Source organism: Poseidonocella sp. HB161398, assembly GCF_005870025.1.
In the GTDB taxonomy this organism is placed as follows: Bacteria; Pseudomonadota; Alphaproteobacteria; order Rhodobacterales; family Rhodobacteraceae; genus Mangrovicoccus.
The window spans coordinates 90410-114652 of the sequence record NZ_VATA01000002.1 but is presented as its reverse complement, the minus strand read 5'-3'; the positions used below and the strand labels follow the sequence as shown (position 1 = coordinate 114652).

Sequence of the window (24243 nt, the reverse complement as noted above, 5' to 3'; positions counted from 1 at the left end):
CCGGTCAGGCCGGTTCGGAGGCCAGAGCCTCCAGCACGGCCGAGGCCGGAAGATTCACCCTGAGGATACCTAATTCATCAAGGAATTTCTCTTCCATCCGCGAAAGATCACCGTCGATCACAGCGACGTGATTTCCGCCCGAGCGCTTGACGATCTGGCGTGCGAAGATCCTGAGCATCTGGTCATCGAAACGGCATCCGAGGAAGAGGAAGCCGCGGCCAGTGCGGCGCGCGCGGACCTCTTCGGGGATCGGCGTCTGGATGTCGATCTCGGTCAGCACCTCGACATAGTCGCTGTCCGACAGAAGGAAGCTGGAGCCCTTCCGCGCCATGCCGTGCGGCTTGTAGATCAGCGAGGCCCAGGCCGGGTTCGGCGCCTCGAGCTCGGTGCCGTCCGGGGCGAAGGCCTTGTTCCAGATCTCGATCCATTCGCCGTTGCGCGACCAGCCCTGGGCCCAGCCCCAGCTGTCGCCCTCATAGGCCTTCAGCAGGCCGTCATCGTACCAGGTGTCGACCACCATCGGCGGGCGGATGCGGGCAAGCCAGGCATGGACCGGGTTGCCGCCTTCGTCGCCCTCGAAGGCGCGGGTGACGATATCGGCGAGGGTCGCGCGGAACTTGCGGCTCTCGACATACTGGGCGGCGGACCACAGGTTGCCCTGGGCGCGCTTGGGCACGCGGACCTGGGCCTCGATCACCGCGCAGAGCGCCTCGGGCGAGCGCGGGGCGTCGCCATTCGACATCGCCGACACGCCGGCGCCCAGATAGGGGATGCGGGTTCCGGCCTCGACCTCGGCCAGGGCCTTGCGCAGGATCTCCATCTCGCTCATCGCTCAGTCCTCCACTTCGGCGAGCTTCTTCGCCTCGATCGTCGCGGGCAGGGAGGGCGGCTCGTCATAGGCCGGCATCTGCAGCTTCCAGCCATTGGCCAGCTTGACCCAGCCGCCCCAGATGTCCGGGGTCTCGGTCTCGACGACCAGCTCCTCCAGGTCCTTCTTGGGAACGTAGACCTCCAGCCCCTTGGGCGTGTTCCTCACCATGACTTTCATTCGGCAGGCTCCTCGATGGTAAACGGCACGAGCTCCCGTTCGCGCATGCCGACGATTGATCCACGCTCCATGAAGTCGACGGCGTAGATGTAGAACTGCTGCAGGAAGACGCCGATGTCGCGCACATAGCCGACATCGCCCTTCTTCACGACGGTCTCGTTGATTTCCTTGCCGAACATCGTGCCGTCATTCTTGACGTTCTTCTTGGAGACAACCTTGTCCCCGGGCATGTATTTCGGGTCCCGATAGACCTCGATCTCGCGGTCATCCGTCGACATTGGCTCCCTCCTTCAATTGGTGCAGCCGTGCGGCTGCGGTTTCGCGGATCACCTCCTCGGGGTCGTCGAGAAGGCGCGTTGCCTCTTCCAGGCCGCCGCGCTCGGCGACGGCATGGCGCACGCGGAGGTCGTCATCCTCCACGAAGGGGCCCGGCCGCCGTCCGGCCGCCTCGCGGCGCACCAGCGGGTCGGGATCGCTGCGGAACCGGTCGAGCCAGTCCAGGCCGATGCGCCGGGCCACGATCCGCCGGATCTCGGGATCGGCGTCATGGATCGCCACCGGCAGCATCCCCGGTTCCGCCCGCCGCATGGCGATGGAGCGGACATAGCTGTCCGGGTCGCCGAGCATCGGCAGCAGCTCCTCCACCGGCAGGCGGTGGGCGACGGCGATCCGCACGCGGCGGTCCTCGTCCTTCATCCGCCGCTGGGCATGGGTGACCGGCAGGCGCAGCACCGCCATGGCGCGCACCCCCGGATCGGGATCGCTCAGCAGCCGGGTCAGCCGGAAGACCGAGGCCAGCCGCGCGGCATTCATCCGGGTCTCGAAATAGGGCATCCCGAGACACTCGTCGGCCAGGTCGGGATTGAGCAGGAAGAACCGCTCGATCCGCTTGGCATAGCGGTCGTGGACGCAGGCCCAGCCAGGGCCGCATTTGCCCTGGCCGAGCTTGCGCTTGAAGCGGCAGGCGCCGCAGTCGAGGGGATCCCCCTGCCAGTCGACAGGGGGAGGTCCGTCGGTCATCGCTCAGGCCGCCACGCAGGTCTCGGGCACCGGGCAGACCTCGGCGCATTGCGGGTTGTCGGCATGGCCTTCGCATTCGGTGCAGAGCGACGGGTCGATGATGTAGGTGTCGCTCTCGAAGCGGATCGCGGCGTTCGGGCATTCGAACTCGCAGGCGCCGCAGACAGTGCAGTTTTCGACGACGATTTTCAGTGCCATGGCTTGCTCCTTTCGCGGGCTCTGGGTCAGGCGATCTCGGCTTCTTCGGCCGGCAGGCCGTTCCTGGCGCGGTAGACGGCCGAGACGGCGGTCTCGATGTACTCGTAGGCATAGTCCTGGATCGCCTCGATCCCGGCCTTCTCCAGATCCTCGCGCGGGCAGTCGCCGATCTTGGCGCAGAGGATGGTGCTGATGCCCTCGAGCGTCTTGATCACCAGCTCCAGCTTGTCCTCCTCGCCATAGCCGCCGACGCAGTAGTTGTCGCAGCGGCGGTGGGTGACGAAGCGCACGCCATCATTGTCCACCTCGAAGATCTGGAACTCGGTCGCATGGCCGAAATGCTGGTTGATGCGGCCGCCGCCCTTGGTCGCCACGGCGATCAGCATCGCCTCGGCATCGGGGTTCACCGCAGCCTGCGTCTCGGCTTTGGCGGTTTCCGCGGCCGCCCGGCGCTCGCCGCGCTCCTCGGCCACCCAGTCGCGATAGGCCTCGCGCTTGGAGGGATCGTAGGTGACCTCTTCGGGGACCAGATCCATGGTGAATTCCTGGCCGCGGTCCTCGCCCAGAAGGCCCACCGCATCGGCGCGGCACTGGCGGCAGTGCTTCATCAGGTTGGCGCCGCCGGCGCAGGCATCCTGCAGCTTCTTCAGCTCGGCCGCGGTCGGGCCGCGCTGGCCTTCCAGGCCGAAAACCGTGCCGTGCTCGGGCGCCGAGATCAGCGGCATGATGTTGTGCAGGAAGGCGCCGCGCTTCTTGACCTCGCGGTTGACCTCCAGGAGGTGCTCGTCATTGATCCCGGGGATCATCACCGAGTTGACCTTCACCAGGATGCCGCGCTCGTGCAGCATGTCGAGCGACTGCATCTGCCGCTCGTGCAGGATCTGCGCGGCCTCGAGCCCGGTGCGGCGCTTCTTCTCCCAGAAGATCCAGGGATAGATCTTCGTGCCGATCTCGGGGTCGATCATGTTGATGGTCAGCGTGACATGGTCGATGTTCATGTCGAGCAGCTCGTCGACATGGTCGGGCAGGGCGAGACCGTTGGTCGAGAGGCACAGCTTGATGTCGGGCAGCTGCGCCTGGACCTGCTTGAAGGTCTCCTTCGTCTTGCGCCAGTCATAGGCGCTGTCGCCCGGTCCGGCGATGCCGAGGACGGAAAGCTGGGGGATTTCGTTGGCGACCGCGATCACCTTGCGCGCGGCCTGGTCCGGGGTCAGCCGTTCGGAAACGACGCCGGGGCGGCTCTCGTTGGCGCAGTCGTACTTGCGGTTGCAGTAGTTGCACTGGATGTTGCAGGCAGGCGCCACGGCGACATGCATCCGGGCAAAATAGTGATGCGCCTCTTCGGAATAGCAGGGATGGTCCTTCACCTTCTGCCAGGTGGAGGGATCCATGTCCTCGGGGGCGTCGGAAGACCCGCAGGACGAGCTTTCGCATCCCTTGGATTCGATGGCTTTGGTCAGATCGTCCCGGCTGGCAACCTTCAGCCCGTCGAGCGAGATCACATTGGCATTCATCTTCGCGCATCCTCTCTATTTGAACCTGAGGCTTGTCCAGCAGGAAGCGTGCCAAGGCGTAATCACTTGGAAACACGTCGATTTCAGACGTTTTCGCGGTGTCGCATAGGGGACAAACCGACGACATTGTGACAGGCCGGCGGCCGTCCGAGGGAAAATGTCGGATTTGGGCTGCGCCTTTCGCCGAAGGGGGCGGAACAGGGGCGGTTCCACTCTGCAACCACCGCTCGCCAGGGGCGGTTGCAGGTTGCAACCGGGGCGCGGCGCCTGGGCGGGGCCGGGCAAAAAAAGAGCGCCCCGGGCGGGACACCGGGGCGCTCGTCGCTTTCACGGGGTGGAGAGACCCCCGTGGACCGCGTCTTCAGAATTTCTGCACTTCGATACCGTGTTTCTTCAGCGCGTAGGCAATCTGGCGCGGGGTCATTCCAAGGATCCGCGCGGCTTTCGCCTGGACCCAGCCGGCCTGTTCCATGGCCGAGATCAGCTCTTCGCGGGCGGTATTGGCGGTCTTGCGCGGCTGCACCGCGGGCTGCGCCGGGCAGCCCGGCGGCAGGCTTGCCTGCGGCGCGGCCGGGGCGGCCGAGGGCGGCGGTCCGGAGACGACTCTCGGCGTGATGATTTGGCCCGAGGCCAGCCCGCCGATCGGCGAGGAGTCCCCCGATTGCAGCCGCCACAGCTCTTCGCTCAGGCAGGTGCCCTGCTTGCAGGCCATCTCGTCCGCATGGATCATGTCGTCCATCGACAGCGCCGCGGCGCGGTTCACGCAGTTCTCCAGCTCGCGCACGTTGCCGGGGAACTTGCAGGAACAGAGCGTCGCCATCGCATTGGGCGCGAACGCGATTTCCGTCCCGTTCTGCTCGTTGAACTGCTTCAGGAAGAGCTCGGCCAGGGGCTTGATATCGCCCGGGCGCTCGCGCAGCGGCGGCAGGACGATTGGCACGACACAGATGCGGAAATACAGATCCGCGCGGAACTTGCCGGAGGCGACCGCCTCTTCGAGATCGCGGTTGGTCGCGGCGATCAGGCGGAAATCGGTCTTGATCGTCTGCGTGCCGCCGACCCGCTCGAACTCGCTTTCCTGCAGGACGCGCAAGAGCTTGGCCTGGAATTCCGGGCTGATCTCGCCGATCTCGTCGAGGAAGAGCGTGCCCTTGTCCGCCAGCTCGAACCGGCCCTTCTTCTGGCCGCTGGCACCGGTGAAGGCGCCTTTCTCATGGCCGAAAAGCTCGGATTCCAGCAGGCTCTCGCTTAGCGCGGCACAGTTCACCGAGATGAACGGCTTCTTGGCGCGGTCGCTCTGGGAATGGATGGCGCGGGCGAAAAGCTCCTTGCCGGTGCCGCTTTCGCCGCGCAGCAGCACGGCCGCCTTGGTCTTGGCGACGCGGCTGATCCGGGCGATGACCTGGGCGATCTCGTCGCTTTCGCCGATGATGCCGTCGATCCGGATCGGGGGGAGGCTGTCGCCGGAGGTCTCCATCCCCTTCGCGGCTTTCAGCGCGCGGGCGGCGTCGTTCATCACCCGCTCGCGGTCGCGCGCCACCATGCGGCGGAAGCGCAGCGCCTGTTCGAGGAGCGAGCTGACCATGGTCAGGACATTGACGTCATTCTCGGTCAGTCCGGCCATTTCGTCGTCATGCGCGCGATAGGCGGCCAGGACGCCGATGACCAGAGGCGAGCGGCTGGCCTCGCGCACCGGCACGGCAACCATGGTGTGGCGCTTGCCGCGGGCCTGGGGCGGGACGGCCTCGGTGCCGAATTCGTCCTCGACATCCCAGGCGACGATCGGCACGCCGGTGCGGAAGACGCCGCGGGCTACGGCTTCGGGGATGGCGCCGCAATCCGGCGGCTCCTCGCGGCGGCCGCGGATGGTGGCCGCGATCACATAGGGGTTCACCTGCTTGCCCGCCTGGCCGGCGACCGGATCGGACAGCAGCGCCAGCGCGCCGTTGCCGAGGCCGATGAAGGAAGACAGCACGTTGAGAACGCTTGGCATTTCCGATATCGGATCCGCCGCACTCGTCATGATCTTGGCAATTTCGTAGACTGCATCCAGAGTCAGCGCCGGCAGATCGCCGCGGGCGCGGCTGCCGGAAACCTGGCGGGATTTTACGTCGATATGGGCCACTGACCGCTCCTTGGCTTGGGGGATCGCCACCTGCGTGGAGGTCAAGTTTCCCTGAAGGTACCAGCCCTGCGGGGCCTGTCTCCGGATTTCCGCTGCAAGGCAGAAAACCGGCAGCCGGATGCTGCAATTTACGACAGCTTGGTGACGGCGTGGCATCGATTGCAAATGGAAGAGGCAGTTATTGCATATGATGCATTCGTGCGGGGAATCAGATGATCCAGCCAGCGAAATCTTATTGGAAAGCGCTTTGGGTAGCGCAAACGGTTCCAGCGCGCCGGGGCGCGCGGAACGACGTCGCGGCGGTGCGGGGGGCTAGACGGCGATCTTGCGGCGGCGCTGGAAGGAGGAGCCGATGCCCAGCATCGAGCGGTACTTCGCTACGGTGCGGCGGGCGATGGCCAGCCCGGCGGCGTCGCTCTTCTGCACGATCGCCTCGTCCGAGAGCGGTGCGGACGGGTCTTCCTCGGCGATGACGCGGCGCACGAATTCCAGTGCGGAGTCCTGCGAGGCGGTGTTCTGCCCGTCGGCGGTCGGAACCGCGCGGCTGAGGAAGGCGCGCAGCGGCAGCGCGCCCGCCGGCGTGTCGATCATGCGGCCGGAGGTGGCGCGGCTGATCGTCGAGGGGTGGAGCTCCAGCTCGGTCGCGACATCTTCCAGCGACAGCGGCACCAGATGGGCGCGTCCATGGTCGAGGAAGGCCTGCTGCCGGGCGACCAGCACGGTCGCGGCGCGCAGGAGCGTCTTGCCGCGGCGCTCCAGCGCGCCGGCCAGCGCGCGGGCTTCGGCCAGGGCGCGGCGGCGGAAGGCCTTGGCCTCGCGGTCGCGGGTCTCGGAGGGGAGGTTGTCGGGAACAACCGTGATCGAGGGCAGGGTGGAGCGGGTCAGCGCCACCGTCCAGCCCTCGGGGCCGCGCCGCGCAGTGAGGTCGGGCGGGAAGATCGGCGTGCGGTCATGCGAATAGGCCAGGCCCGGCTTCGGATCGAAGCGGCGCAGCGCACGGGCGATGTCGGGAATGTCGGAAGGCTCGCAATCGCAGAGATCGGCCAGTTCCGTCAGCTTGCCATCGGCCAGGAGGCCCAGATTGTCGAGCAGCACCTCGAGTTCCCAGGTCAGCATGTCGGCTTCCTGGGCCTGGATCTTGAGGCATTCGCCGAGCGAGCGGGCGAAGACGCCCACCGGTTCCAGCCCCTGCAGCTCGGCCAGCACGCGCTCGGCCCGGGCGACGGGGACGTGGTTGCGATCTGCAACCGTCTCGACGGTCTGGCCCAGCCAGCCGGTCGGCTCCAGCGCCTCGGCGAAGCTCAGCGCGATCTGCCGGTCGGCGCCGGGGACGAAGGCCAGGTCGATCTGCTCCATGACGAAGGCCATCAGCGAGGGCTTGTCGGAGGCCAGCGCGGCGACCTGGTCGAAGTCCTCGCCACCTGCGGCATAGATCTGCGGCGGGCGGAACTGGATCGCCGGATTGCTCTCGGCCCTCTTCGCCAGATGCTCGGCCAGGTCCTGGTTGGACATGCCGAGAATGGAGAGCGACGCCAGCATCTGCGCGCTCATCGTCTGGGTCTGGCGTTGGAGGAGGCCTTGAGTCAGTTGCATCTCGGGATCATCCTAGCATGGTCCGGCCGCCCGGAGGGCGCCGAAGTCGTCTGGCACCGGCGGGCCGCGCCGCACTGCCCGTCCGGCAGGCAGCGGGCGCGGCGGATGCTCACTGGCCGGCCAGGCCGATCGTGTCGATGCCGACGAAGCGGCGGGCATGCTTCTCGGCCTCGTCCTTGAAGACCTTGAAGACCTTCTCCTTCATCGGGGTCGACTCGATGAAGTCGAGATAGGCCTTCTTCAGCGCGGCGCGCAGTTCCAGGAAGATGGCATTGTCGTCCATGCCCTCGAAGCTGGTCTGGCGCATGTACTGGCCGAGCCGCTTCATGATGTGCAGCCGCGAGACGTTCACGACCTCCTGCTCGTAGGGGACCAGCAGGTAGGTGAAGATGTCCTCGGCCGAGCTGAGCTTGGCGACATGGTCGAGAACGCCGGTTTCTTCGAAATCCTTGGGCATGGGAGGTCTCCTCTTGTGGATCAGTGGGTGGGGCCGAGCTGGGGCTCGGTGCAGGTCTGGGGTTTGGGGCTGGGCAGCTTCTCGGCGCGCTTGTGCTGGATCAGGCTCGCCTCGAGGAAGGCGACGCGGTCGGCCAGCTGGGCAAGCGATCTGCCCACCGGATCGGGCATCAGGTGGTGGTTCAGATCGACCCGGTAGGGCGAGCTCGATTTCGGCGCGTCGGTCTGGACCGGGCGGGCGGGGATGCCGATCACCGTCGCCTCGGGCGGCACTTCGGAGACGACCACCGAATTGGCGCCCACGCGCGCGCCCGCGCCGACGGTGATCGGCCCGAGGATCTTGGCGCCGGCGCCGACCATGACATTGTCGCCCAGCGTCGGGTGGCGCTTGCCCGGGGACCAGCTGACCCCGCCGAGCGTGACGCCGTGATAGAGCGTGACATTGGTGCCGATCTCGGCGGTCTCGCCGATCACCACGCCCGCGCCATGGTCGATGAAGAAGCCGGGGCCGATTTTCGCGCCGGGATGGATGTCGATCGCCGTCACCGCGCGCGAGAGATAGGCGAGGAACCGCGCGGAAAAGCGCCAGTTGCGCGCCCAGAGCGCATGGGCGAAGCGGTGCGCCACCGCCGCATGCAGGCCGGGATAGACCAGCGCGGTCTCGATCTTGCCGCGTGCCGCGGGGTCGCGTTCGCGGATCGAGACGAAGTCGGAGCGGATCAGCGACCACAGGCTCATGACGCGCGGCTCCGTGCTTCGGCTTCCTCGATCGACCAGGCGATGGAGACCAGCGACACCAGATCCTCGGGCTGGGCCTCGCGCTTGGCGGCATTGGCCCAGCCGCGAAGAAGGGGCAGGACCCGCCGGACGGTCTCGGTATCGCTCGGCAGGTGGTTGGCGGCGAGCGCGGCCTGAAGCCCGGACATCCCGGAATGCTTCCCGACCGTCAGCCTGTGGGACCGGCCGAACCGGGCCGGATCCACGCGCGGGTCCTGATAGGTGTTCCTGTTCTTGAGGATGGCATCGACATGGATGCCGGCCTCGTGGGAAAAGACGTATTCGCCGACGATCGGCTTGTTCGCCGGCAGCGGGCGGCCCGAGGCATGGGCGACGAGCAGCGACAGCGCCATCAGACGACGCAGGTCGACGCCGGTCGGGATCCCTTCCGCATCGAGCGCGGCGGAGACCTCTTCCAGCGCGGCATTCCCGGCGCGCTCGCCCAGCCCGTTGACGGTGACCGACAGGTGGTCCGCCCCGGCCTGGTAGGCGGCCAGCGTGTTCGCCGTGGCCATGCCGAAATCGTTATGGGCGTGGAATTCCAGCGGCAGGTCGATCTGCGGCGCAAGCTTGGCGACCAGCGCATGGGCGGTGAAGGGGGACATCAGCCCCAGCGTGTCGGCCAGGCGGAAGCGGATCGCGCCGGCGGCCTTGGCGACGCGGGCGAGCTCCACCAGGAACTCCAGATCGGCGCGGCTGGCATCCTCGGCACCGACCGAGACGGCGAAGCCGCGGGTGGTGGCGGTATAGACCAGCGCGGCCGTCTCGCGGAGCGCCCAGTTGCGGTCGGCCTTGAGCTTGCCGACCAGCTGGCGCTCGGAGGTGGGCACGGCGAAATGCAGCCGCCGCACCCCTGTATACTGCGCCGCGTCCAGATCCGCCATGCGCAGGCGGCACCAGACGACGGGCTCCGCATGCCGGAGCTCCTGCGCGATGGCCCGGATCTCGGCCACTTCCTCGGGGCCCATGGCCGCGACGCCGAGTTCGATCTCGGTGACATGCGCCTCGTCCAGTGCCAGGGCGATCGCGAGCTTCTCCTCGAGGGTGAAGGCCACGCCCGCCGTCTGCTCGCCATCGCGCAGCGTGGTGTCGCAGATCATGGCCGGACGGTTGGTCAGGGCGGGAAAGTCGAGAACCGGGGACATCGCGTCAGGCTCCTCAGGCGTAAGCGGGGTCGAAGTTTTCGGGCGAGGCGCCGTCTGCCGACCAGAAGGGCGACATCACGCGCAGACCGGCGATGATCTCCGGCACGACGGCCAGGACCCGGTCGATCTCCTCCTCCGTGGTCTCGCGGCTGAGCGAGAAGCGGATCGCGCCATGGGCGGCGGTGAAGGGGATGTCCATCGCCCGCAGCACGTGGCTGGGCTCGAGCGAGCCCGAGGTGCAGGCCGAGCCCGACGAGGCCGCGATGCCTGCCTGGTTCAGCTTCAGGAGGATCGCCTCGCCCTCGATGTACTCGAAGGCAATGGTCGAGGTGTTCGGCAGCCGGTCGAGCGGATCGCCGGTGACGAAGCAGTGGCCGACCGAGGCGACGAGCCCGGTCTCCAGCTTGTCGCGCAGCGCGGTCATGCGCTTGATGTCCTCGGCCATGCTGGCCCTGGCCATTTCCGCCGCCTTGCCAAGCCCGACGATCGCCGGGGCGTTCTCGGTGCCGCCGCGGCGGCCGCGCTCCTGGTGCCCGCCGCGCTGCAGCGGACGGAAGCGGGTGCCCTTCTTGAGATAGAGCGCGCCCAGGCCCTTCGGACCGTGCAGCTTGTGCGAGGACATCGACATCATGTCGATATCGGTCGACTTGACGTCGATCGGCACCTTGCCCACGGCCTGGACCGCGTCGCAATGGAAGAGCGCGCCATGCTGGTGCGCCAGTTCCGCGAGCCCGTCGACCGGGAAGATCGTGCCGGTCTCGTTATTGGCCCACATGAAGCTGACCACGGCGGTCTTGTCCGACAGCTTCTCGCGGTACGCGTCGATATCCAGCCGGCCGAGCTTGTCGACGCCGATGCGGTGCACCACGACATCCTCGTGCTTTTCCAGCCAGTCGACCAGGCTGAGGATCGCGGGATGTTCCACGGCAGAGGTGATCACCTCGTTGCGGCCCGGCTGGACCTGCAGCGCGGAGCGGATCGCGGTGTTGTTCGACTCCGTGCCGCCCGAGGTGAAGATGATCTCGTGGTCGAATTCGGCGCCGATCAGCTCCTGCAGCGAGCGGCGGGCCTGGCGCAGCGCGCCGCCGACTTCCGCCCCGAAGGCGTGGATCGAGGAGGCATTGCCGAACTGCTCGGAGAAATAGGGCAGCATCGCCTCGACGACTTCCGGCCAGACGCGGGTCGTGGCGTTGTTGTCGAGATAGACGGGGGTGACCTCGGTCATGTCTTTCATCGCTTGGCTCCTCAGGTCTTTGCCACGGGGATGACCCGGACCGGACGGCCCAGTGCCTCGGAGATGATCTTCTGGATGCCGCCCAGCGTCTGGGTCGCCAGCTGGCAGCCCGAGCAGGCGCCGGTCAGATGGACCATCACGATGTTGCCCTCGATGTCGAAAAGCTCGACATCGCCGCCGTCGCGCTTGAAGGTCGGGCGCATCTCCTCGATCAGCCTTGCGACCAGGATCGCCTCCTTGGCCGGGCTCAGCCCGGTGGCCGGAGCGGCGGCAGGCGCGGGCGCCGGGGCGGGCGCGACGGCCACGGCGGCCGGGGCCGCTGCCGGGGCGGCGGGCATGGCGATCTGGACCGGGGCGGAGGGCTGGGCCGGGCCGGTCGGCGCGGCGACGGGAGTGTCGGGGATGACGAAGCCCTTGACCGTCTTCTCCTTTTTCGGCGCGGGGGCCGAGCCGAAGATGAAGGCTTCCTCCGCCTTGATCAGCCCTTCGGCGACCATGGCCTTGTTGGTGTCGGCCAGCAGCTCTTCCAGCGGCTCGCGGCAGGAATTGCAGCCGCCGCCGGCCTTCGTGTAGAAGGTCACCATCTCCAGCGTGGTCAGCTTGTTGTTGCGGATCGCCCGCTCGATCATGCCGGCATCGACGCCGAAGCACTTGCAGATCAGCGCGCCTTCCTCGTGGTCGTCCTCGTCGAGCTCCTCGCCCTTGTAGGCGGCGACGGCGGCGGTCAGCGCTTCCTGCCCCATGACCGAGCAGTGCATCTTCTCGGGCGGCAGGCCGCCGAGGAACTCGGCGATGTCCTGGTTGGTCAGCTTGCGCGCCTCGTCGATCGTCTTGCCTATGACCAGTTCGGTCAGGGCCGAGGAGGACGCGATGGCCGAGCCGCAGCCGAAGGTCTGGAATTTGGCATCCTCGATGATCTCGGTCTCGGGATTGACCTTCAGCATCAGTTTCAGCGCGTCACCGCAGGAGAGCGATCCGACCTCGCCGACTGCATTGGCGTCGTTCATTGCGCCGGCGTTGCGCGGGTTGAAGAAGTGATCCTTGACCGTGTCGGTGTATTCCCACATGAGGGCTGGCTCCTTAGCAGAAGGACTTGCCGCAGCCGCAGCTGCTGCTGGCATTGGGGTTGTTGAAGACGAAGCCCGAGCCCTCGAGACCCGAGACGAAATCGATGGTGGTGCCGGCCAGATGCGCCTGGCTTTCCGGATCGACCAGGACCTTGACGGGGCCTGCCTCGATCACGGCGTCGTCGGACTGGATTTCCAGCTCCAGCGCCATGCCGTATTGCAGCCCGGCGCAGCCGCCGCCCTGGACCATGACGCGCAGCCCGGCAACGGGCTGGCCGGCGCCGTCGATGGCCGACTTGATGGCAGATTGCGCGCTTTCGGTGATTGCCAGCATTTCATCTCTCCTGTTCAGGTGCGGCTTGCGTTCGGATCAGGATCAAGCATGCGGCGTGCCAAGATTGTTTTGCGTGTTATTTCCGTTACTTGATGGTCATGTGCGGGCGGGTTGGCACGCGACATTGCAGAATTTGCGACAAAGCCGTTTTGTCGCCTTTGCGCGAAACCGGCGCCTGCAATGCCGGTTTTCGGCAGCCCTGTGCGACGGTGCGTGGGGGGGTGCGGCGGTTGCGGGTTGCAACCGGGTGCTGGTCCCGGGCGGGCCGGGCGGTTGCGACTTGCAACCAGGTCCGGGCCTGCGAGGAAAACGGCGAAGGGACGCCGCTTGCGGGCGGCGTCCCTTCCGGGCAGGGATGGGGAATGGTCTACTCTTCCAGCGCGGCGTCGCGCGCCTCCATATGGCGCAGAAGCCAGAGCCCGCCGAACCGGTCGGTCGGGTCGAGATCGCCGGCCTTCGACAGCACTTCATGGGCGATGTCGTCGCGATGGAGCCGCGCGGCGCAGTAGCCGAGCGCGACCAGCGCCTGCATGTAGAGGCCCGGGCCGAACTCATGCGCCGAGAAGGGGGCATCGCCGGGGCGCACCTCGCGCCAGTCGCCGGCGATATTGAGCTGCCGCGCGGCATGGCGGATCAGCTCGCCGGCCTGTTCCAGCGCGGCGGCATGGTCATGGGAATAGAAATAGAACCGGTAGGCGGCCAGGCGGACGCGCCAGTCTTCGGGCGCGGCCTCAAGCGCGGCGCGGATCGCGGCGGCGCTTTCCAGCGGGCGGGACCGGGCGGCCTCCGCTCCGGCGAGGAGCGCCAGCCCCTCACTCGGACGGGGCGAAGCAGTCGCTGTATTCAGGGCAGTCATCGCAGGTCGGGCTCAGGCATAGCGCGAAATCCTTGTCCGCGCAGATCTGGCGGTAGAAGAACTTCTTCCAGCGCATGTTCTGGGAATTGGCCTCGAAGAGGCGGGGGAAGTGGCGGCGCATCAGCGCGCTGAGCGCCGGGCGGGCGGCAAGGCCAAGATCCTCCCACAGATGGGAGGTCTCCATGGCACGGCGGGCGATGATCGCGGCCAGCCACTGGGTTTCGGCATCGATCCGTCCGCCCCGCCAGAGCAGCAGTTTGGCGATGGCCTCCTGGTCGGGCAGGACCGCAGGCGGTTCCGCATCGAGATCGGGGAGGGTTGCATAGGGAAACCACCTGGCGGCGAGCTTCTCCAGCGCCGCGGGCGGCAGGCCGAGCAGCTCGGGCAGGGTGCCCTTGCCGGCGGCCCGCGCCTTCAGCGCATGGTCGAAGATGCAGGCGAAATCCGAGCTGATCAGCATCCGCTCCGCCTGCATCCCCGCCGGGACGCGGATATCAGGCGTCGAGAGGCGCATGGGTCTGGCAGTCCGACGGGCAGACGCGGTTGCAGGCGCCGCAGCCGATGCAGGCATCGGGGTTGGTCATGACCATCACCTTCTTGATGATCTCGTCCTCGTCCTCCTCGTATTCCTCGGTGCCGGGGATCAGCAGCGCGCCCTCCTCGGTGAAACCGCCGAGGCCCATGACATCGCGGCCGCAGACCTTGTAGCAGCGGCCGCAGCCGATGCACTTCTGGGCATCGATCGCCATCAGGAATTCGGGGACATACTCCGTTCCCCCACGGGTAAGCGCAGTCATCGGCATCGGTTCAGGGTCCTTCAGTGGCTGTGGCCCGGGATCAGGCGGTGGCTTTCTTGGCCTCTTTCAGCGCCTTGCGCGCTGCGGCCAGCTCCTTGAAGACCTCGAAGGTCTCGGCGGCGACCTCGGGGATCTTCTCCCAGTCGGTCGGCAGCTCCTCGGAGAGGTCATGCAGGTTCATTTTCGCGGTGGTGGAGCGCATCGACAGCTTCTTCACCTTGGCTTCGAGTTCCTCGATCGACATCGCGGGTCTCCTCGTCTCATGCGTGGTGGCGGCAACCGCGCCAGGGCGGTTGCACGTGAAAACCGGTCCTCAGGCCTTTGAGGCCTCGGGGAATTTCTCGATGATCGCCACGGCGTCGGCGGTGATCTTCTCACCCGCCTCGCCAAGCTTTGCATAGGTCTCGAAGCCGAAGCGGTGGACATCGCGGAGATGCTTGGAGACAACGCAGAGCTTGCCCGCGATCAGAACGATCCGGCCGAAGCCCTCATGGCTCATCTTCTGCATCTGGCTGGCCATGCAGCCGGTCTGCTTCTCGATCAGCAGGCCGATCGCATCGTAGAACTTGGTGATGCGCCACATCACGTCCGGGTCGGGATCGCCGATGATCGGGATCTCGCGGCGCTCCTCCTTGGTGACGATGAATTCAGACATCAGCTCGGCATCCGACTTGTCGTCCCAGGTCCCGTAGCTGTCCTCGGCGCGGATCACCGCGGCGAGCTGCTTCAGGAAGGGGCTGCCTGTCATCTCGCCGCCGCGCGGGCCGTCCAGGGTCTCAGTGGCCATGTCAGACCGTCTCCTCTTCGTAGTCATCCATGAAATCGGGCTTTTTCTCGGTGCCGAGGATCTTGCGCAGGAAGGGCGGCGGGGTGCCGTTGAGCATCACGCGGACCTGCTCCAGCACATCCGTGATCGGCTCCGGGCCCTTGCGCTTGATCGGGTGGATCCCGGCCTTCACCAGCTTGGCCGCGGAGGGACCGCCGACGGCCAGCGCGAAGAGGATCGCCGATCCGGCAATCGCCTCGATCTTCGGCGTGATCTTGTCGTCCTGGTCGTCATGCTTGCCGGACTGCTTGGTGAACTTGGCGAATTCATGCGCCTCGACGAAGCTGTGGCCGGTCGGCGTCACGTCATAGACCGCGAATTTCTTGGCCGAGCCGAAATGCGCGTTGAGGTTTTCCATGTCGTTGGTCGCGATCGCCACGCGCAGAGGCTTGCCCTCGGCCTCCGTGGCACCGGAATCAACAAGTCTGAGCGTGCGGGACATGGTCGAACTCCTCTGGGATGGGGGCGGCGCCGAAATCCTCGGGCGTCGCGCGGTGGTGGATGGACTGGACGGTGTTCGCGATCTCGTAGAGGAAGGCGCGCGTGCCGCGGTAGCCGACCCGGCAGATGTCCTGGGCGCCGATCCGGTCGAAGATCGGGAAGCCCGCGCGGACAAGCGGCAGGTGCAGCCGGTGCGCGGCATGGCGGCCATGGGAATGGGTCACCAGGATCTGGGCGCGGGCGGCGCGGGCCAGATCCTCGAAATCGCCGAGGTCTCCGATGACAACCTCCTCTGCCGGGACGCGCTCCAGCACCGGGTTGTGCTGCGAGGTCGAGACCGCGGTGACGATCTCCGCGCCCATCCCCGAGAGGGTCTGGGACAGCGCGTAGAGCAGGTCGGGATCGGCCCCGATTGCAATCCGCAACCCCCCGGTATGGAAATGCGCGTCGAGCGCGGCATCGACCAGGCGGGACCGCTCGCGCTTGATCGAGGGCGGCGCGTCGCGCATCCCCGACAGCGTCATCAGCGTGCGGATGAAGGCATCGACCGGCTTCAGCCCGGTGACCGACTGGAACACCCGGAAGGGCACCATGGCGCGGTCCTCGAGCGCCCTGGCGGCGCCGCGCATCGACTCGCCGATGGCCAGCGTGAAGGCGGAGCGGTCCATCCGCGCGATATCCTCGATCGTCGTGCCACCCAGCGAGGTGCCGCGCCAGTCGTCCGAGACATGGCCGTCGAGCGAGCAGGAGATGTCCGGCAGCACGATCGGCGACAGGCCGAAGGCGCGGATCAGGCGCACTAGCTCCTCGATTTCCGCCGGGGTCAGATGGCTGCCGCAAAGCAGGTTGACCTGGCGCAGCTCGGGGTCGCGTTCGCTTGCGGCGGGGACCAGGGCGTCGATGATCGCCTCGACCGCCTTGGCCCAGCCATCTTCCAGCGCGCCCTCGAAATCGGGTGTGGAGGCATAGACCACGGCGGTATCGGCGAAGTCGTCGCGGCGGCGCAGGATGTCCTTCAACTCGCCGACGACATCCTCGCCGCGGGTCTCGGTCAGCGCGGTCGAGGCGATGCCGATGAAGCGCGGCGCGGATTTCCGGCGCAGGTTCTCGATCGCTTCCTCGATCTGGTCCGCGCCGCCGAGGATCGTGGAAACTTCATTCATCGCAGTGGTTTGCAGCGGCACGGCTTCCTTGAAATGACGCACCAGATGGACCATGGCGAAGGCGGTGCAGCCCTGCGAGCCGTGGAAGAGCGGGATCGCGCTCTCGATCCCCAGATAGGCCAGGGCGGCGCCGAGCGGCGTCGAGCTCTTCAGCGGATTGGTCGAGAGCGCGCGCTTGGGATGGGTGATCCTGGCCATCAGCAGTCATCCTCGAAATCGGTCGGGTTGGTGGAGCCGCCGAGGAAGCCGGTCCCGGCCATCGCGGGTTCCTTCGCCGGGGCGGGACGGGTCATCGGCACGACGGCCGGGCCCTGGCCCTCGATCCCGGTGACCGGGCAGGCGCCCTTCAAGGGCGGCATCACGCCGGCCTCGGGCAGCTCGCCCTCCCAGGGTGCGGCTTCGCGCAGCTCGGCCCACATCGGGTTGTTCACCGCGCGGTCGATGGCGCGGACCAGGTCGACCATGCCCATGTAGCCGGCATAGGGCTCGTGCTTCTCCTGGTTCACGTCGACCCAGGGCATCTTCGCCTTCAGCGCCACGAATTGCGACCGGCCGCCGGACATCAGCACATCCGCCTTGGCCTCCTTCAGCACGCGGTACATGTCCTTCGGCGCCATGTTGTCGAACATATGCGCGTCGGTCTGCATGATCTCCTTGACGCGTTCCTTGTCCTCCTCGGTGGCCTTGCGGACCGAGGTGCCGATCACCTCCATGCCGAGCTCCTGCAGGGCAGAGACGACCGACCAGGACTTGTGCCCGCCGGTATAGAGCAGCACCTTGCGGCCCTCGACGCGCGGACGCATGGTTTCAAGTTGCAACCATATCTTCGCCTCTTCCTCCGCGATCAGTGCCTCGCAGCGGTCGAGCAGTTCGGGATCGGCGCCCTGGTCGACCATGATGCGGCACATATGGCGCAAGGAGTCGGAGGTGTCGGAAATGCCGTAGAAGCTGCCTTCGAAGAACGGGACGCCCCAGCGTTCCTCCAGCTTGCGGGCGACATTGATCAGCGCCTTGGAGCAGACCATCATCGTCACCTTGGCGCGGTGCATCATCGCGACCTGCTTGTAGCGCGCATCGGCCGAAAGCGAGCCGAGGATGCGGATGCCCAGCCGGTCGAGCAGCGGTTTCACCTGCCAGAGCTCGCCCGAGAGGTTGTAGTCGCCGACAATGTTGATGTCGTAAGGGGTGCATTCGGCCGGTTCCACCGTGCCGATCACGTGGTCCAGCATCGCCTCGCCGGCCAGCTTGTTGCCGAGGTTCTTCGAGCCGACATAGCCCGGCGCGTTGATCGGGATGCAGGGCGTGCCGAATTTCTCGGTCGCCGCCTTGCAGACCGCATCGATATCATCGCCGATCAGCGCCGGGACGCAGGTCGAATAGACGAAGACCGCAGGGGGGTCCTCCTTTGCAACCAGCTCCTTGATGGCGCGGAAGAGCTTCTTCTCGCCATGGCCCATGACGATGTCGATCTCGGTCATGTCGGTGGTGAAGCCGGTGCGGTAGCGCTCGGACCCCGAGGAGGCGGCGCCGCGGTTGTCCCAGCCATTGCCTTCGCAGGCCAGGGGCGCATGGACCAGATGGGCGACGTCGACGATGGGCTGCAGGGCGATCTTGGCACCGTCGAAGGCGCAGCCGCCCGCCGCCGCACCGGGCGTCAGCGGCTTGGCACAGCCCTTCTTGCGCTGCTGTTCGGTCTTGTTGACGTTGTGACCGCAGGCCGGTTCGTCGAACACGTCCTGTATCTTGTCCTTCAGCGCATCCGCCATCGTCATCAGCCCCTGTTGCTTCGGCTCCTCGCCGGAACCGCGTTTCCGGTGAGGTCAGAGCACAGGGCGTGCCAAGTCGCGGAGGACCGGATGGCAAGCGCAAAAGATCAGGAAATCCAGCGGTGTAAGGGACGGTTTTCAAGTGAAACCGCTGGCTGGGGCAGGGGCGTCGCCGACCGTGCCAGTCACGAAATGTGCCAAGCCGCTCAATGTAGGTTTTGCGACATCGCCCGGGCCGGAGCCGGCGGACGGCAAAAAGGCCGGGACGGGGCCCGGCCTTTCCATGCGGCTGCGGAAGGGATCAGTCCCCGAGCAGCGGCTCGTAGCGGGCGTCGGTCAGCGTCTTGAGGAAGGCGACGATGGCATCGATGCGCTGGTCGTCGAGCGCGGGGCCCGCGGTCAGCTCCTCCATGGAGAGCGTGTCGGGCACAGGCGCGGGACCGAAGGGCGCGCCGGTCTCGGGATTGACCAGCCGCTCGGGGTTCTTCGTGTTGTACTTGTTGTAGAAAAGCACGACCGTGCGCAGGTCCTGGAAGACGCCGTTATGCATGTAGGGACCGGTCACGGCGACATTGCGCAGCGAAGGAACCTTGAATTTGCCGCGCTCGGCGGCGCCGTCGACCCCGGGATTGGCCAGGAGCCCCTCGTCCACGGTGCCCGCCGCAATGCCGTTCATGCCGCGCAGCTCGGCATTCTCGGGCGTGCCGATATTGTGGAACTCGTAATTGGTGAAGGTCTCCTGCGGATCGACGGCGGAGCGCTGCAGCTGGTGGCACTGGTTGCAATTGGTGAATTGCTGCGAGAAGAACAGCAGCCGCCCGAGCTCCTCGTCGCGGCTGAGCTCCACCTCGCCGCGCAGGTAGCGGTCGTACTTGCTGTCGAAGGGCGAGAATTCCGGCGTCCGCTCGAAGGCGGCAAGGGCGGCGGTCATCGCCTGGTAGCCCGCCGTCTCGTCCTCGAGCGTGCCCGTGCCGAAGAGCCGTCCGAACCCGTCGACATAGGCGGGGTTCTCGCGCAGCCGCGCGACCACGGCGGCCTTGTCGGGCATGCCCATCTCGATCGGGTTCAGCGGGGGGCCGCCGGCCTGCTCCTCCAGTCCGGCGGCGCGGCCGTCCCAGAACTGGCCCCCGGCGAAGCGGCCGTTCTCCTTGCGGTGGAAGGCCGGGGCGAAGGCGGCATAGGCGGCCGAGGGCGCGTTGCGGTCGCCTAGGCTGACCCCGTCATCGCCCGGCGAGGCGGCGCCGCGCGGATCGGCGAAGCCGGTCGCGGGATCGTGGCAGGTGGCGCAGGACTGCGTGCGGTTGGCGGAAAGCGCGGGATCGAAGAAGAGCGCCTCGCCCAGGGCCGCGAGATCGGCATAGGGCGCGACCTGCGCCGGGGCGGGCAGGGGCAGGGTCATGGCGGCCAGGACGGCGATGGCTTTGACGCGATGCATGGGAGGACTCCGACTTTACCTGACTATAAAGATCGGCTTTTGCCGCCGCAACCTTGATCGAGATCAATCCGGGGTAACCGCAGGGAGAAAGCCCGCCCGGAAAAGCGAGGGCCGGCGCGCTGTCGCGCACCGGCCCCTTGCCGTGGCTGGGCCGCACGAGGGACGCGGCCTGGCTGGGCAAGCCTCAGCGGGTGAGGTCGTAGGAGTAGTCGGTCTCGCCCGGGATGATGGTGTCGTCGTCGAGCTTGTCGAAGATCGTGTCGAGGATCTTGACCAGCACCGTCATCGCGCCCTGGTAGCCGAAGGTCGGGAAGCGGTGATGGTGGTGACGGTCGAAGATCGGGAACATCAGGCGGATCAGCGGGGTGCCGGTGTCGCGCTCCAGGTACTTGCCGTAGGAGTTGCCGATCAGCATGTCCACGGGCTCGGTGGTCAGCAGCGACCGCATGTGCCACAGGTCCTTCTGCGGCCAGACCTGGCAGCCATTGCCGAAGGGCGAGGTGGCCAGCAGGTCCTCCATCTTCTTCGCCCATTTCTTGCCGCCATTGGTGGCCAGGCAGTGCTTCGGCTGCGCGCCCATTTCCAGCAGGAAGCGGGCCATGCCGTAGACGAAGTCCGGATCGCCGTAGATGGCGAAGGTCTTGTCATGCAGCCAGGCCTGGCTGTCGGCCATGGCGTCGACCAGGCGGCCGCGCTCCTTGCGCAGGCTCTCGGGGATTTCCTTGCCGGTCAGCTTGCTGATCGTCATCAGGAACTCGTCCGTGCCCTGGATGCCCATCGGGTAGTGCAGGGCGGTGGTCTCCTGGCCCTTGTCGGCGCAGTATTCCAGCGTCTTCGGCGTGCAGTATTCCTGCAGGCTGACGGTGGCCTTGGCGTTCAGCGCCGCCTTGGCATCCTCCAGCGTGGTGCCGCCGTCATACATGCGGAACTCGCCGTCCGAGGGCGTGTCGTAGACGTCCGAGACATCCGACAGGACGGTGTAGTCCTCGACGCCCATCTCTGCCAGCAGGCGCTTCATCTCGCGGATATTGGCGACCGCGAAGCCGTCGAAGCCGGGGATGATGTTGATCGAGCCGGTGACGGTGCGCTCGGCCTTCTCCCAGAAGTGGCTGAGGATGCCCTTCTGCATGTTGTCGTAGCCGTCGACATGGCTGCCGACGAAGGCCGGGGTGTGGGCGAAGGGCACGTCGAAATCGGCCGGGACCGACTCCTTCTGCTTGGCCTGGGCGATGAAGGACGACAGGTCGTCGCCGATCACTTCGGCCATGCAGGTGGTGGAGACCGCGATCATCTTCGGATCATAGAGCGCCTTGGTGTTGGCCAGGCCGTCGACCATGTTGGTCAGGCCGCCGAACACGGCCGCATCCTCGGTCATCGAGGAGGAGACGCAGGAGCTGGGCTCCTTGAAGTGGCGGGAGAGGTGCGAACGGTAATAGGCAACGCAGCCCTGCGAGCCATGGACGAAGCTCATGGTCTTCTCGTAGCCGGCCGCGGCGAAGACGGCGCCCAGCGGCTGGCAGGCCTTGGCCGGGTTCACGGTCAGCGCCTCGCGGGCGAGGTTCTTCTCGCGGTATTCCCAGGACTTGGTCCAGTCGCCGATTTCCTTGACCATCTCGTCGGGATGGCCGCATTCGTATTTGACCTTCTTGTTCTCCAGCATCTCCTTGTATTCGGGCTGCTGGAAGAGCGGTGCGTGATCGAGCACTTTGTCTGCCGACTGGGGCATGGTTGCATTCCTTCTATGGCCGTCCGCATTCCGAGACGCGCCAGGGTTGAGAGGGAAAGGGGGCGGCCGGGTCCGAGGGGGACAAGCCCGGCCGCCGGAGAGGGGCCCGCGAGGATCGGGCCGCCGTCATCCTGTAGGCAGTTGCAGGTCGCAACCGGGGTGGTTGCAGTCTGCAACCGCAGTGCCGATCACTCGGCGGCGATCGCTTCCGGAGCGGATTTCCAGGGCGCGTCATAGAGGCCCCAGACCGGGTTGTTGATCGCCATGTCCATGTCGCGGGCGAAGATGGCGAAGCCGTCATAGCCGTGATACGGACCCGAATAGTCCCAGCTGTGCATCTGGCGGAACGGAATGCCCATCTTCTGCACCGGGTACTTTTCCTTGATGCCCGAGCCGACGAGGTCGGGGCGGATCTTCTCGATGAACTTCTCCAGCTCGTAGCCGGTGACGTCGTCGTAGATCAGCGTGCCTTCCTTCACGTAGTGGCCGGTGCGCTTGTAGTCGTCGCCATGGCCGAACTCGTAGCCGGTGCCGGCGATGACCATGCCGAGGTCGTCATAGGCGGTGACGACGTGGCGCGGACGCAGGCCGCCGACATAGAGCATGACCGACTTGCCCTCGAGGCGCGGACGGTACTTCTCGATCACGGCGTCGACCAGCGGCTGGTACTTGGCGATCACCGCCTCGCATTTCTCCTGGATGGTCTCGTCGAACTTCGCGGCGATCGCGCGCAGCGAGGCGGCGATCTGGCTGGGTCCGAAGAAGTTGTACTCCATCCATTCGATGCCGTACTTCTCTTCCATGTGGCGGCAGATGTAGTTCATCGACCGGTAGCAGTGGATGAGGTTCAGCTTGGCCTTCGGCGCGCGCTCGATCTCGGCCAGGGTCGCGTCGCCCGACCAGTTGCCGACCACGTTCAGGCCCATTTCCTCCAGCAGGATGCGGGAGGCCCAGGCGTCGCCGCCAATATTGTAGTCGCCGATCACGTTGACGTCGTACTGGCCCGGCTCGTAGGCCTTGACCGCGTCGCTGTCTTCCTTGTCGAAGACCCAGTCACGCACGGCGTCGTTGGCGATGTGGTGGCCCAGCGACTGGGACACGCCGCGGAAGCCCTCGCAGCGGACCGGCACCATGGTCTTGCCATGTTCCTTGTTCTTCTGCTTGGCCACGGCCTCGATGTCGTCGCCGATCAGGCCGATCGGGCATTCCGACTGGATGGTGACGCCGTTGTTGAGCGGGAAGAGCTCTTCGATCTCGTCGATCGTCTTGGCAAGCTTCTTGTCGCCGCCGAAGACGATGTCCTTCTCCTGGAAGTCGGTGGTGAACTGCATCGTCACGAAGCTGTCCACGCCGGTCTTGCCGATATAGTAGTTGCGGCGCTGGGACCAGGAGTACTGGCCGCAGCCGACAGGACCGTGCGAGATGTGGACCATGTCCTTGACGGGGCCCCAAACGACGCCCTTGGAGCCTGCATAGGCGCAGCCGCGGATCGTCATCACGCCCGGGACGGACTTGATGTTCGATTTCTGGGTGTCGCACTTCGAGGCAATGCCGGTGGTTGCATCGGGCTCTTCTTCGGTTGCCTTGGCAACGGTCAGGTGCTTGGCGCGACGCTTGGCTGATTTCGCGGGGTAGGCTTTGAGGACCTCTTCGATGAGGGCTTCATAGTCTTCCGACCCGCCGACGTGATCTTTGGCCATTCTTTTGGCTCCTATTCGCGTGCTTGGGGATTGCTGGGGGCTATGGACCGGCCCCGCGGGGCCGGTCCGGCGGTTAGCGGGGCCGGTCTCAGGAAGCCTGCGCGTCGGTCGCGGCGATGGCCGCGAGGCGCTCTTCCTCGGACTGCATGATGCCGAATTCCATCAGCATCTCTTCCAGCTCTTCCATCGTGATCGGGGAGGGGATGACGCCCTTGCCCGAGTTGTTGTGGATCTTGTTGGCCAGCGAGCGGTACTCCTGGGCCTGCTGGGACTCCGGTGCGTACTGGAGCACGGTCTGGCGGCGCAGCTCTGCGTGCTGCACGATGTTGTCGCGCGGCACGAAGTGGATCAGCTTGGAGCCGAGGCGGGCGGCCAGGGCTTCGGCGAGTTCCAGTTCCTTGTCGGTCTGGCGCTCGTTGCAGATCAGGCCGCCCAGGCGGACGCCCCCCGAGTTGGCGTATTTCAGGATGCCCTTGGAGATGTTGTTGGCGGCATAGAGCGCCATCATCTCGCCCGACATGACGATGTAGATTTCCTGGGCCTTGTTCTCGCGGATCGGCATGGCGAAGCCGCCGCAGACCACGTCGCCGAGAACGTCGTAGGAGACGTAGTCGACATCGTCATAGGCGCCGTTTTCCTCGAGGAAGTTGATGGCGGTGATGACGCCGCGGCCGGCGCAGCCGACGCCCGGCTCCGGGCCGCCCGATTCAACGCACTTGATGTCCTTGAAGCCGATTTTCAGCACGTCCTCGAGTTCCAGGTCCTCGACCGAGCCCATCTCGGCGGCCATGTGCAGGACGGTGTCCTGGGCTTTCGAGTTCAGGATCAGGCGGGTCGAGTCTGCCTTCGGGTCGCAGCCGACGATGAGGATCTTCTGGTCCAGCTCCACGAGGGCAGCCAGGGTGTTTTGCGAGGTGGTGGACTTGCCGATACCACCCTTGCCGTAGAAGGCGATCTGGCGGAGTTCGCTCATTGGTTGGTTCCTTTGTCAGGTCGTCTTTGATCTTGAGACGGCCCCATTG

The 24243-nt window shown here is 66.3% G+C and carries 26 protein-coding genes and 1 pseudogene; all 27 read right to left on the bottom strand.

Annotation, left to right across the window (positions count from 1 at the left end):
- Window positions 1–4: 4 nt before the first annotated feature.
- Window positions 5–829, bottom strand: a complete 825-nt coding sequence (locus FGX59_RS02005; RefSeq protein ID WP_138464836.1) for an SIR2 family protein — start codon at window positions 827–829, stop codon at window positions 5–7.
- A gap of 3 nt (window positions 830–832) precedes the next feature.
- A complete protein-coding gene (gene nifT, locus FGX59_RS02000) occupies window positions 833–1048 on the bottom strand; it encodes a putative nitrogen fixation protein NifT (protein WP_138464834.1) in 216 nt (71 codons plus the stop codon).
- Window positions 1045–1326 carry a nitrogen fixation protein NifZ gene (locus tag FGX59_RS01995; RefSeq protein WP_138464832.1) on the bottom strand — a complete coding sequence of 94 codons (282 nt, stop codon included), beginning with the start codon at window positions 1324–1326 and terminating at the stop codon, window positions 1045–1047. Before FGX59_RS01995 ends, nifT begins: the two co-directional genes overlap by 4 nt.
- The gene (locus FGX59_RS01990) at window positions 1313–2068 is read right to left on the bottom strand and encodes a 4Fe4S-binding leucine-rich repeat protein (protein ID WP_138464830.1); all 756 of its coding nucleotides are present in this window, start codon (window positions 2066–2068) and stop codon (window positions 1313–1315) included. Before FGX59_RS01990 ends, FGX59_RS01995 begins: the two co-directional genes overlap by 14 nt.
- 3 nt (window positions 2069–2071) lie before the next feature.
- Window positions 2072–2266: a 4Fe-4S binding protein gene (locus tag FGX59_RS01985; RefSeq protein ID WP_138464828.1), complete on the bottom strand. Its 195-nt coding sequence runs from the start codon at window positions 2264–2266 to the stop codon at window positions 2072–2074.
- 26 nt (window positions 2267–2292) lie between these two features.
- On the bottom strand, window positions 2293–3780 hold the full coding sequence (gene nifB / locus FGX59_RS01980) for a nitrogenase cofactor biosynthesis protein NifB (protein WP_138464826.1): 1488 nt from the start codon (window positions 3778–3780) through the stop codon (window positions 2293–2295).
- 361 nt (window positions 3781–4141) lie between these two features.
- A complete protein-coding gene (nifA, locus tag FGX59_RS01975) occupies window positions 4142–5905 on the bottom strand; it encodes a nif-specific transcriptional activator NifA (RefSeq protein WP_370295679.1) in 1764 nt (587 codons plus the stop codon).
- A 312-nt stretch (window positions 5906–6217) separates the two neighbouring features.
- Window positions 6218–7498 (bottom strand): RNA polymerase factor sigma-54, encoded by a 1281-nt coding sequence (gene rpoN, locus FGX59_RS01970; protein WP_138464822.1) that lies wholly within the window; start codon window positions 7496–7498, stop codon window positions 6218–6220.
- Between the two features lie 109 nt (window positions 7499–7607).
- Entirely contained in the window at window positions 7608–7955 is a 348-nt protein-coding gene (gene nifW, locus FGX59_RS01965; protein ID WP_138464820.1) for a nitrogenase stabilizing/protective protein NifW, read from the bottom strand.
- Window positions 7956–7975: 20 nt separating this feature from the next.
- The gene (gene cysE, locus FGX59_RS01960) at window positions 7976–8692 is read right to left on the bottom strand and encodes a serine O-acetyltransferase (protein ID WP_138464818.1); all 717 of its coding nucleotides are present in this window, start codon (window positions 8690–8692) and stop codon (window positions 7976–7978) included.
- Window positions 8689–9876, bottom strand: a complete 1188-nt coding sequence (nifV, locus tag FGX59_RS01955) for a homocitrate synthase (RefSeq protein ID WP_138464816.1) — start codon at window positions 9874–9876, stop codon at window positions 8689–8691. The genes cysE and nifV overlap by 4 nt, the downstream gene beginning before the upstream one ends.
- A gap of 13 nt (window positions 9877–9889) precedes the next feature.
- The gene (nifS, locus tag FGX59_RS01950) at window positions 9890–11110 is read right to left on the bottom strand and encodes a cysteine desulfurase NifS (RefSeq protein ID WP_370295677.1); all 1221 of its coding nucleotides are present in this window, start codon (window positions 11108–11110) and stop codon (window positions 9890–9892) included.
- An 11-nt stretch (window positions 11111–11121) separates the two neighbouring features.
- Window positions 11122–11448: a NifU family protein gene (locus FGX59_RS39245; RefSeq protein WP_255471528.1), complete on the bottom strand. Its 327-nt coding sequence runs from the start codon at window positions 11446–11448 to the stop codon at window positions 11122–11124.
- A gap of 159 nt (window positions 11449–11607) precedes the next feature.
- Window positions 11608–12177 (bottom strand): annotated as a pseudogene (gene nifU / locus FGX59_RS38560) (Fe-S cluster assembly protein NifU); the annotation flags it as partial.
- Window positions 12178–12190: 13 nt separating this feature from the next.
- Complete coding sequence (locus FGX59_RS01940; protein WP_138464813.1) at window positions 12191–12511, bottom strand: iron-sulfur cluster assembly accessory protein; 321 nt, start codon at window positions 12509–12511, stop codon at window positions 12191–12193.
- A gap of 367 nt (window positions 12512–12878) precedes the next feature.
- Entirely contained in the window at window positions 12879–13367 is a 489-nt protein-coding gene (locus FGX59_RS01935; protein ID WP_138464811.1) for a hypothetical protein, read from the bottom strand.
- Window positions 13324–13881 carry a nitrogen fixation protein NifQ gene (locus FGX59_RS01930; RefSeq protein ID WP_240722207.1) on the bottom strand — a complete coding sequence of 186 codons (558 nt, stop codon included), beginning with the start codon at window positions 13879–13881 and terminating at the stop codon, window positions 13324–13326. Before FGX59_RS01930 ends, FGX59_RS01935 begins: the two co-directional genes overlap by 44 nt.
- Entirely contained in the window at window positions 13862–14170 is a 309-nt protein-coding gene (gene fdxB, locus FGX59_RS01925; RefSeq protein WP_138464809.1) for a ferredoxin III, nif-specific, read from the bottom strand. Before fdxB ends, FGX59_RS01930 begins: the two co-directional genes overlap by 20 nt.
- Before the next feature lie 34 nt (window positions 14171–14204).
- Window positions 14205–14408 carry a CCE_0567 family metalloprotein gene (locus tag FGX59_RS01920; RefSeq protein WP_138464807.1) on the bottom strand — a complete coding sequence of 68 codons (204 nt, stop codon included), beginning with the start codon at window positions 14406–14408 and terminating at the stop codon, window positions 14205–14207.
- Window positions 14409–14477: 69 nt separating this feature from the next.
- A complete protein-coding gene (locus FGX59_RS01915; protein ID WP_138464806.1) occupies window positions 14478–14951 on the bottom strand; it encodes a NifX-associated nitrogen fixation protein in 474 nt (157 codons plus the stop codon).
- Window position 14952: 1 nt separating this feature from the next.
- Window positions 14953–15432 (bottom strand): nitrogen fixation protein NifX, encoded by a 480-nt coding sequence (nifX, locus tag FGX59_RS01910; RefSeq protein ID WP_138464804.1) that lies wholly within the window; start codon window positions 15430–15432, stop codon window positions 14953–14955.
- Complete coding sequence (gene nifN, locus FGX59_RS01905) at window positions 15407–16792, bottom strand: nitrogenase iron-molybdenum cofactor biosynthesis protein NifN (protein WP_138464802.1); 1386 nt, start codon at window positions 16790–16792, stop codon at window positions 15407–15409. The genes nifX and nifN overlap by 26 nt, the downstream gene beginning before the upstream one ends.
- Entirely contained in the window at window positions 16792–18366 is a 1575-nt protein-coding gene (gene nifE, locus FGX59_RS01900; protein WP_240722206.1) for a nitrogenase iron-molybdenum cofactor biosynthesis protein NifE, read from the bottom strand. The genes nifN and nifE overlap by 1 nt, the downstream gene beginning before the upstream one ends.
- 295 nt (window positions 18367–18661) lie before the next feature.
- Window positions 18662–19795, bottom strand: a complete 1134-nt coding sequence (locus FGX59_RS01895; RefSeq protein WP_171060477.1) for a cytochrome c peroxidase — start codon at window positions 19793–19795, stop codon at window positions 18662–18664.
- Between the two features lie 184 nt (window positions 19796–19979).
- Window positions 19980–21521 carry a nitrogenase molybdenum-iron protein subunit beta gene (gene nifK / locus FGX59_RS01890; protein ID WP_138464800.1) on the bottom strand — a complete coding sequence of 514 codons (1542 nt, stop codon included), beginning with the start codon at window positions 21519–21521 and terminating at the stop codon, window positions 19980–19982.
- A gap of 188 nt (window positions 21522–21709) precedes the next feature.
- Window positions 21710–23221 (bottom strand): nitrogenase molybdenum-iron protein alpha chain, encoded by a 1512-nt coding sequence (gene nifD, locus FGX59_RS01885; RefSeq protein ID WP_138464798.1) that lies wholly within the window; start codon window positions 23219–23221, stop codon window positions 21710–21712.
- A gap of 88 nt (window positions 23222–23309) precedes the next feature.
- On the bottom strand, window positions 23310–24194 hold the full coding sequence (gene nifH, locus FGX59_RS01880; protein WP_138464797.1) for a nitrogenase iron protein: 885 nt from the start codon (window positions 24192–24194) through the stop codon (window positions 23310–23312).
- Window positions 24195–24243 lie beyond the last annotated feature (49 nt).

Bases quoted from the DNA above. Each gene is read 5' to 3' on its own strand.
- fdxB (WP_138464809.1), bottom strand. From the start codon at position 14,170: ATGCCGATGACTGCGCTTACCCGTGGGGGAACGGAGTATGTCCCCGAA.
- nifS (WP_370295677.1), bottom strand. From the start codon at position 11,110: ATGAAAGACATGACCGAGGTCACCCCCGTCTATCTCGACAACAACGCC.
- nifW (WP_138464820.1), bottom strand. From the start codon at position 7,955: ATGCCCAAGGATTTCGAAGAAACCGGCGTTCTCGACCATGTCGCCAAG.
- FGX59_RS01995 (WP_138464832.1), bottom strand. From the start codon at position 1,326: ATGTCGACGGATGACCGCGAGATCGAGGTCTATCGGGACCCGAAATAC.
- FGX59_RS01940 (WP_138464813.1), bottom strand. From the start codon at position 12,511: ATGCTGGCAATCACCGAAAGCGCGCAATCTGCCATCAAGTCGGCCATC.
- FGX59_RS01895 (WP_171060477.1), bottom strand. From the start codon at position 19,795: ATGCATCGCGTCAAAGCCATCGCCGTCCTGGCCGCCATGACCCTGCCC.
- rpoN (WP_138464822.1), bottom strand. From the start codon at position 7,498: ATGCAACTGACTCAAGGCCTCCTCCAACGCCAGACCCAGACGATGAGC.
- nifV (WP_138464816.1), bottom strand. From the start codon at position 9,876: ATGTCCCCGGTTCTCGACTTTCCCGCCCTGACCAACCGTCCGGCCATG.
- FGX59_RS01990 (WP_138464830.1), bottom strand. From the start codon at position 2,068: ATGACCGACGGACCTCCCCCTGTCGACTGGCAGGGGGATCCCCTCGAC.
- FGX59_RS01915 (WP_138464806.1), bottom strand. From the start codon at position 14,951: ATGGCCACTGAGACCCTGGACGGCCCGCGCGGCGGCGAGATGACAGGC.
- nifK (WP_138464800.1), bottom strand. From the start codon at position 21,521: ATGCCCCAGTCGGCAGACAAAGTGCTCGATCACGCACCGCTCTTCCAG.
- FGX59_RS01920 (WP_138464807.1), bottom strand. From the start codon at position 14,408: ATGTCGATCGAGGAACTCGAAGCCAAGGTGAAGAAGCTGTCGATGCGC.
- FGX59_RS01930 (WP_240722207.1), bottom strand. From the start codon at position 13,881: ATGCGCCTCTCGACGCCTGATATCCGCGTCCCGGCGGGGATGCAGGCG.
- cysE (WP_138464818.1), bottom strand. From the start codon at position 8,692: ATGAGCCTGTGGTCGCTGATCCGCTCCGACTTCGTCTCGATCCGCGAA.
- nifN (WP_138464802.1), bottom strand. From the start codon at position 16,792: ATGGCCAGGATCACCCATCCCAAGCGCGCGCTCTCGACCAATCCGCTG.
- nifD (WP_138464798.1), bottom strand. From the start codon at position 23,221: ATGGCCAAAGATCACGTCGGCGGGTCGGAAGACTATGAAGCCCTCATC.
- nifE (WP_240722206.1), bottom strand. From the start codon at position 18,366: ATGACGATGGCGGATGCGCTGAAGGACAAGATACAGGACGTGTTCGAC.
- FGX59_RS39245 (WP_255471528.1), bottom strand. From the start codon at position 11,448: ATGCCCGCCGCCCCGGCAGCGGCCCCGGCCGCCGTGGCCGTCGCGCCC.
- nifT (WP_138464834.1), bottom strand. From the start codon at position 1,048: ATGAAAGTCATGGTGAGGAACACGCCCAAGGGGCTGGAGGTCTACGTT.
- nifX (WP_138464804.1), bottom strand. From the start codon at position 15,432: ATGTCCCGCACGCTCAGACTTGTTGATTCCGGTGCCACGGAGGCCGAG.
- FGX59_RS01935 (WP_138464811.1), bottom strand. From the start codon at position 13,367: ATGACTGCCCTGAATACAGCGACTGCTTCGCCCCGTCCGAGTGAGGGG.
- FGX59_RS01985 (WP_138464828.1), bottom strand. From the start codon at position 2,266: ATGGCACTGAAAATCGTCGTCGAAAACTGCACTGTCTGCGGCGCCTGC.
- nifH (WP_138464797.1), bottom strand. From the start codon at position 24,194: ATGAGCGAACTCCGCCAGATCGCCTTCTACGGCAAGGGTGGTATCGGC.
- nifB (WP_138464826.1), bottom strand. From the start codon at position 3,780: ATGAATGCCAATGTGATCTCGCTCGACGGGCTGAAGGTTGCCAGCCGG.
- FGX59_RS02005 (WP_138464836.1), bottom strand. From the start codon at position 829: ATGAGCGAGATGGAGATCCTGCGCAAGGCCCTGGCCGAGGTCGAGGCC.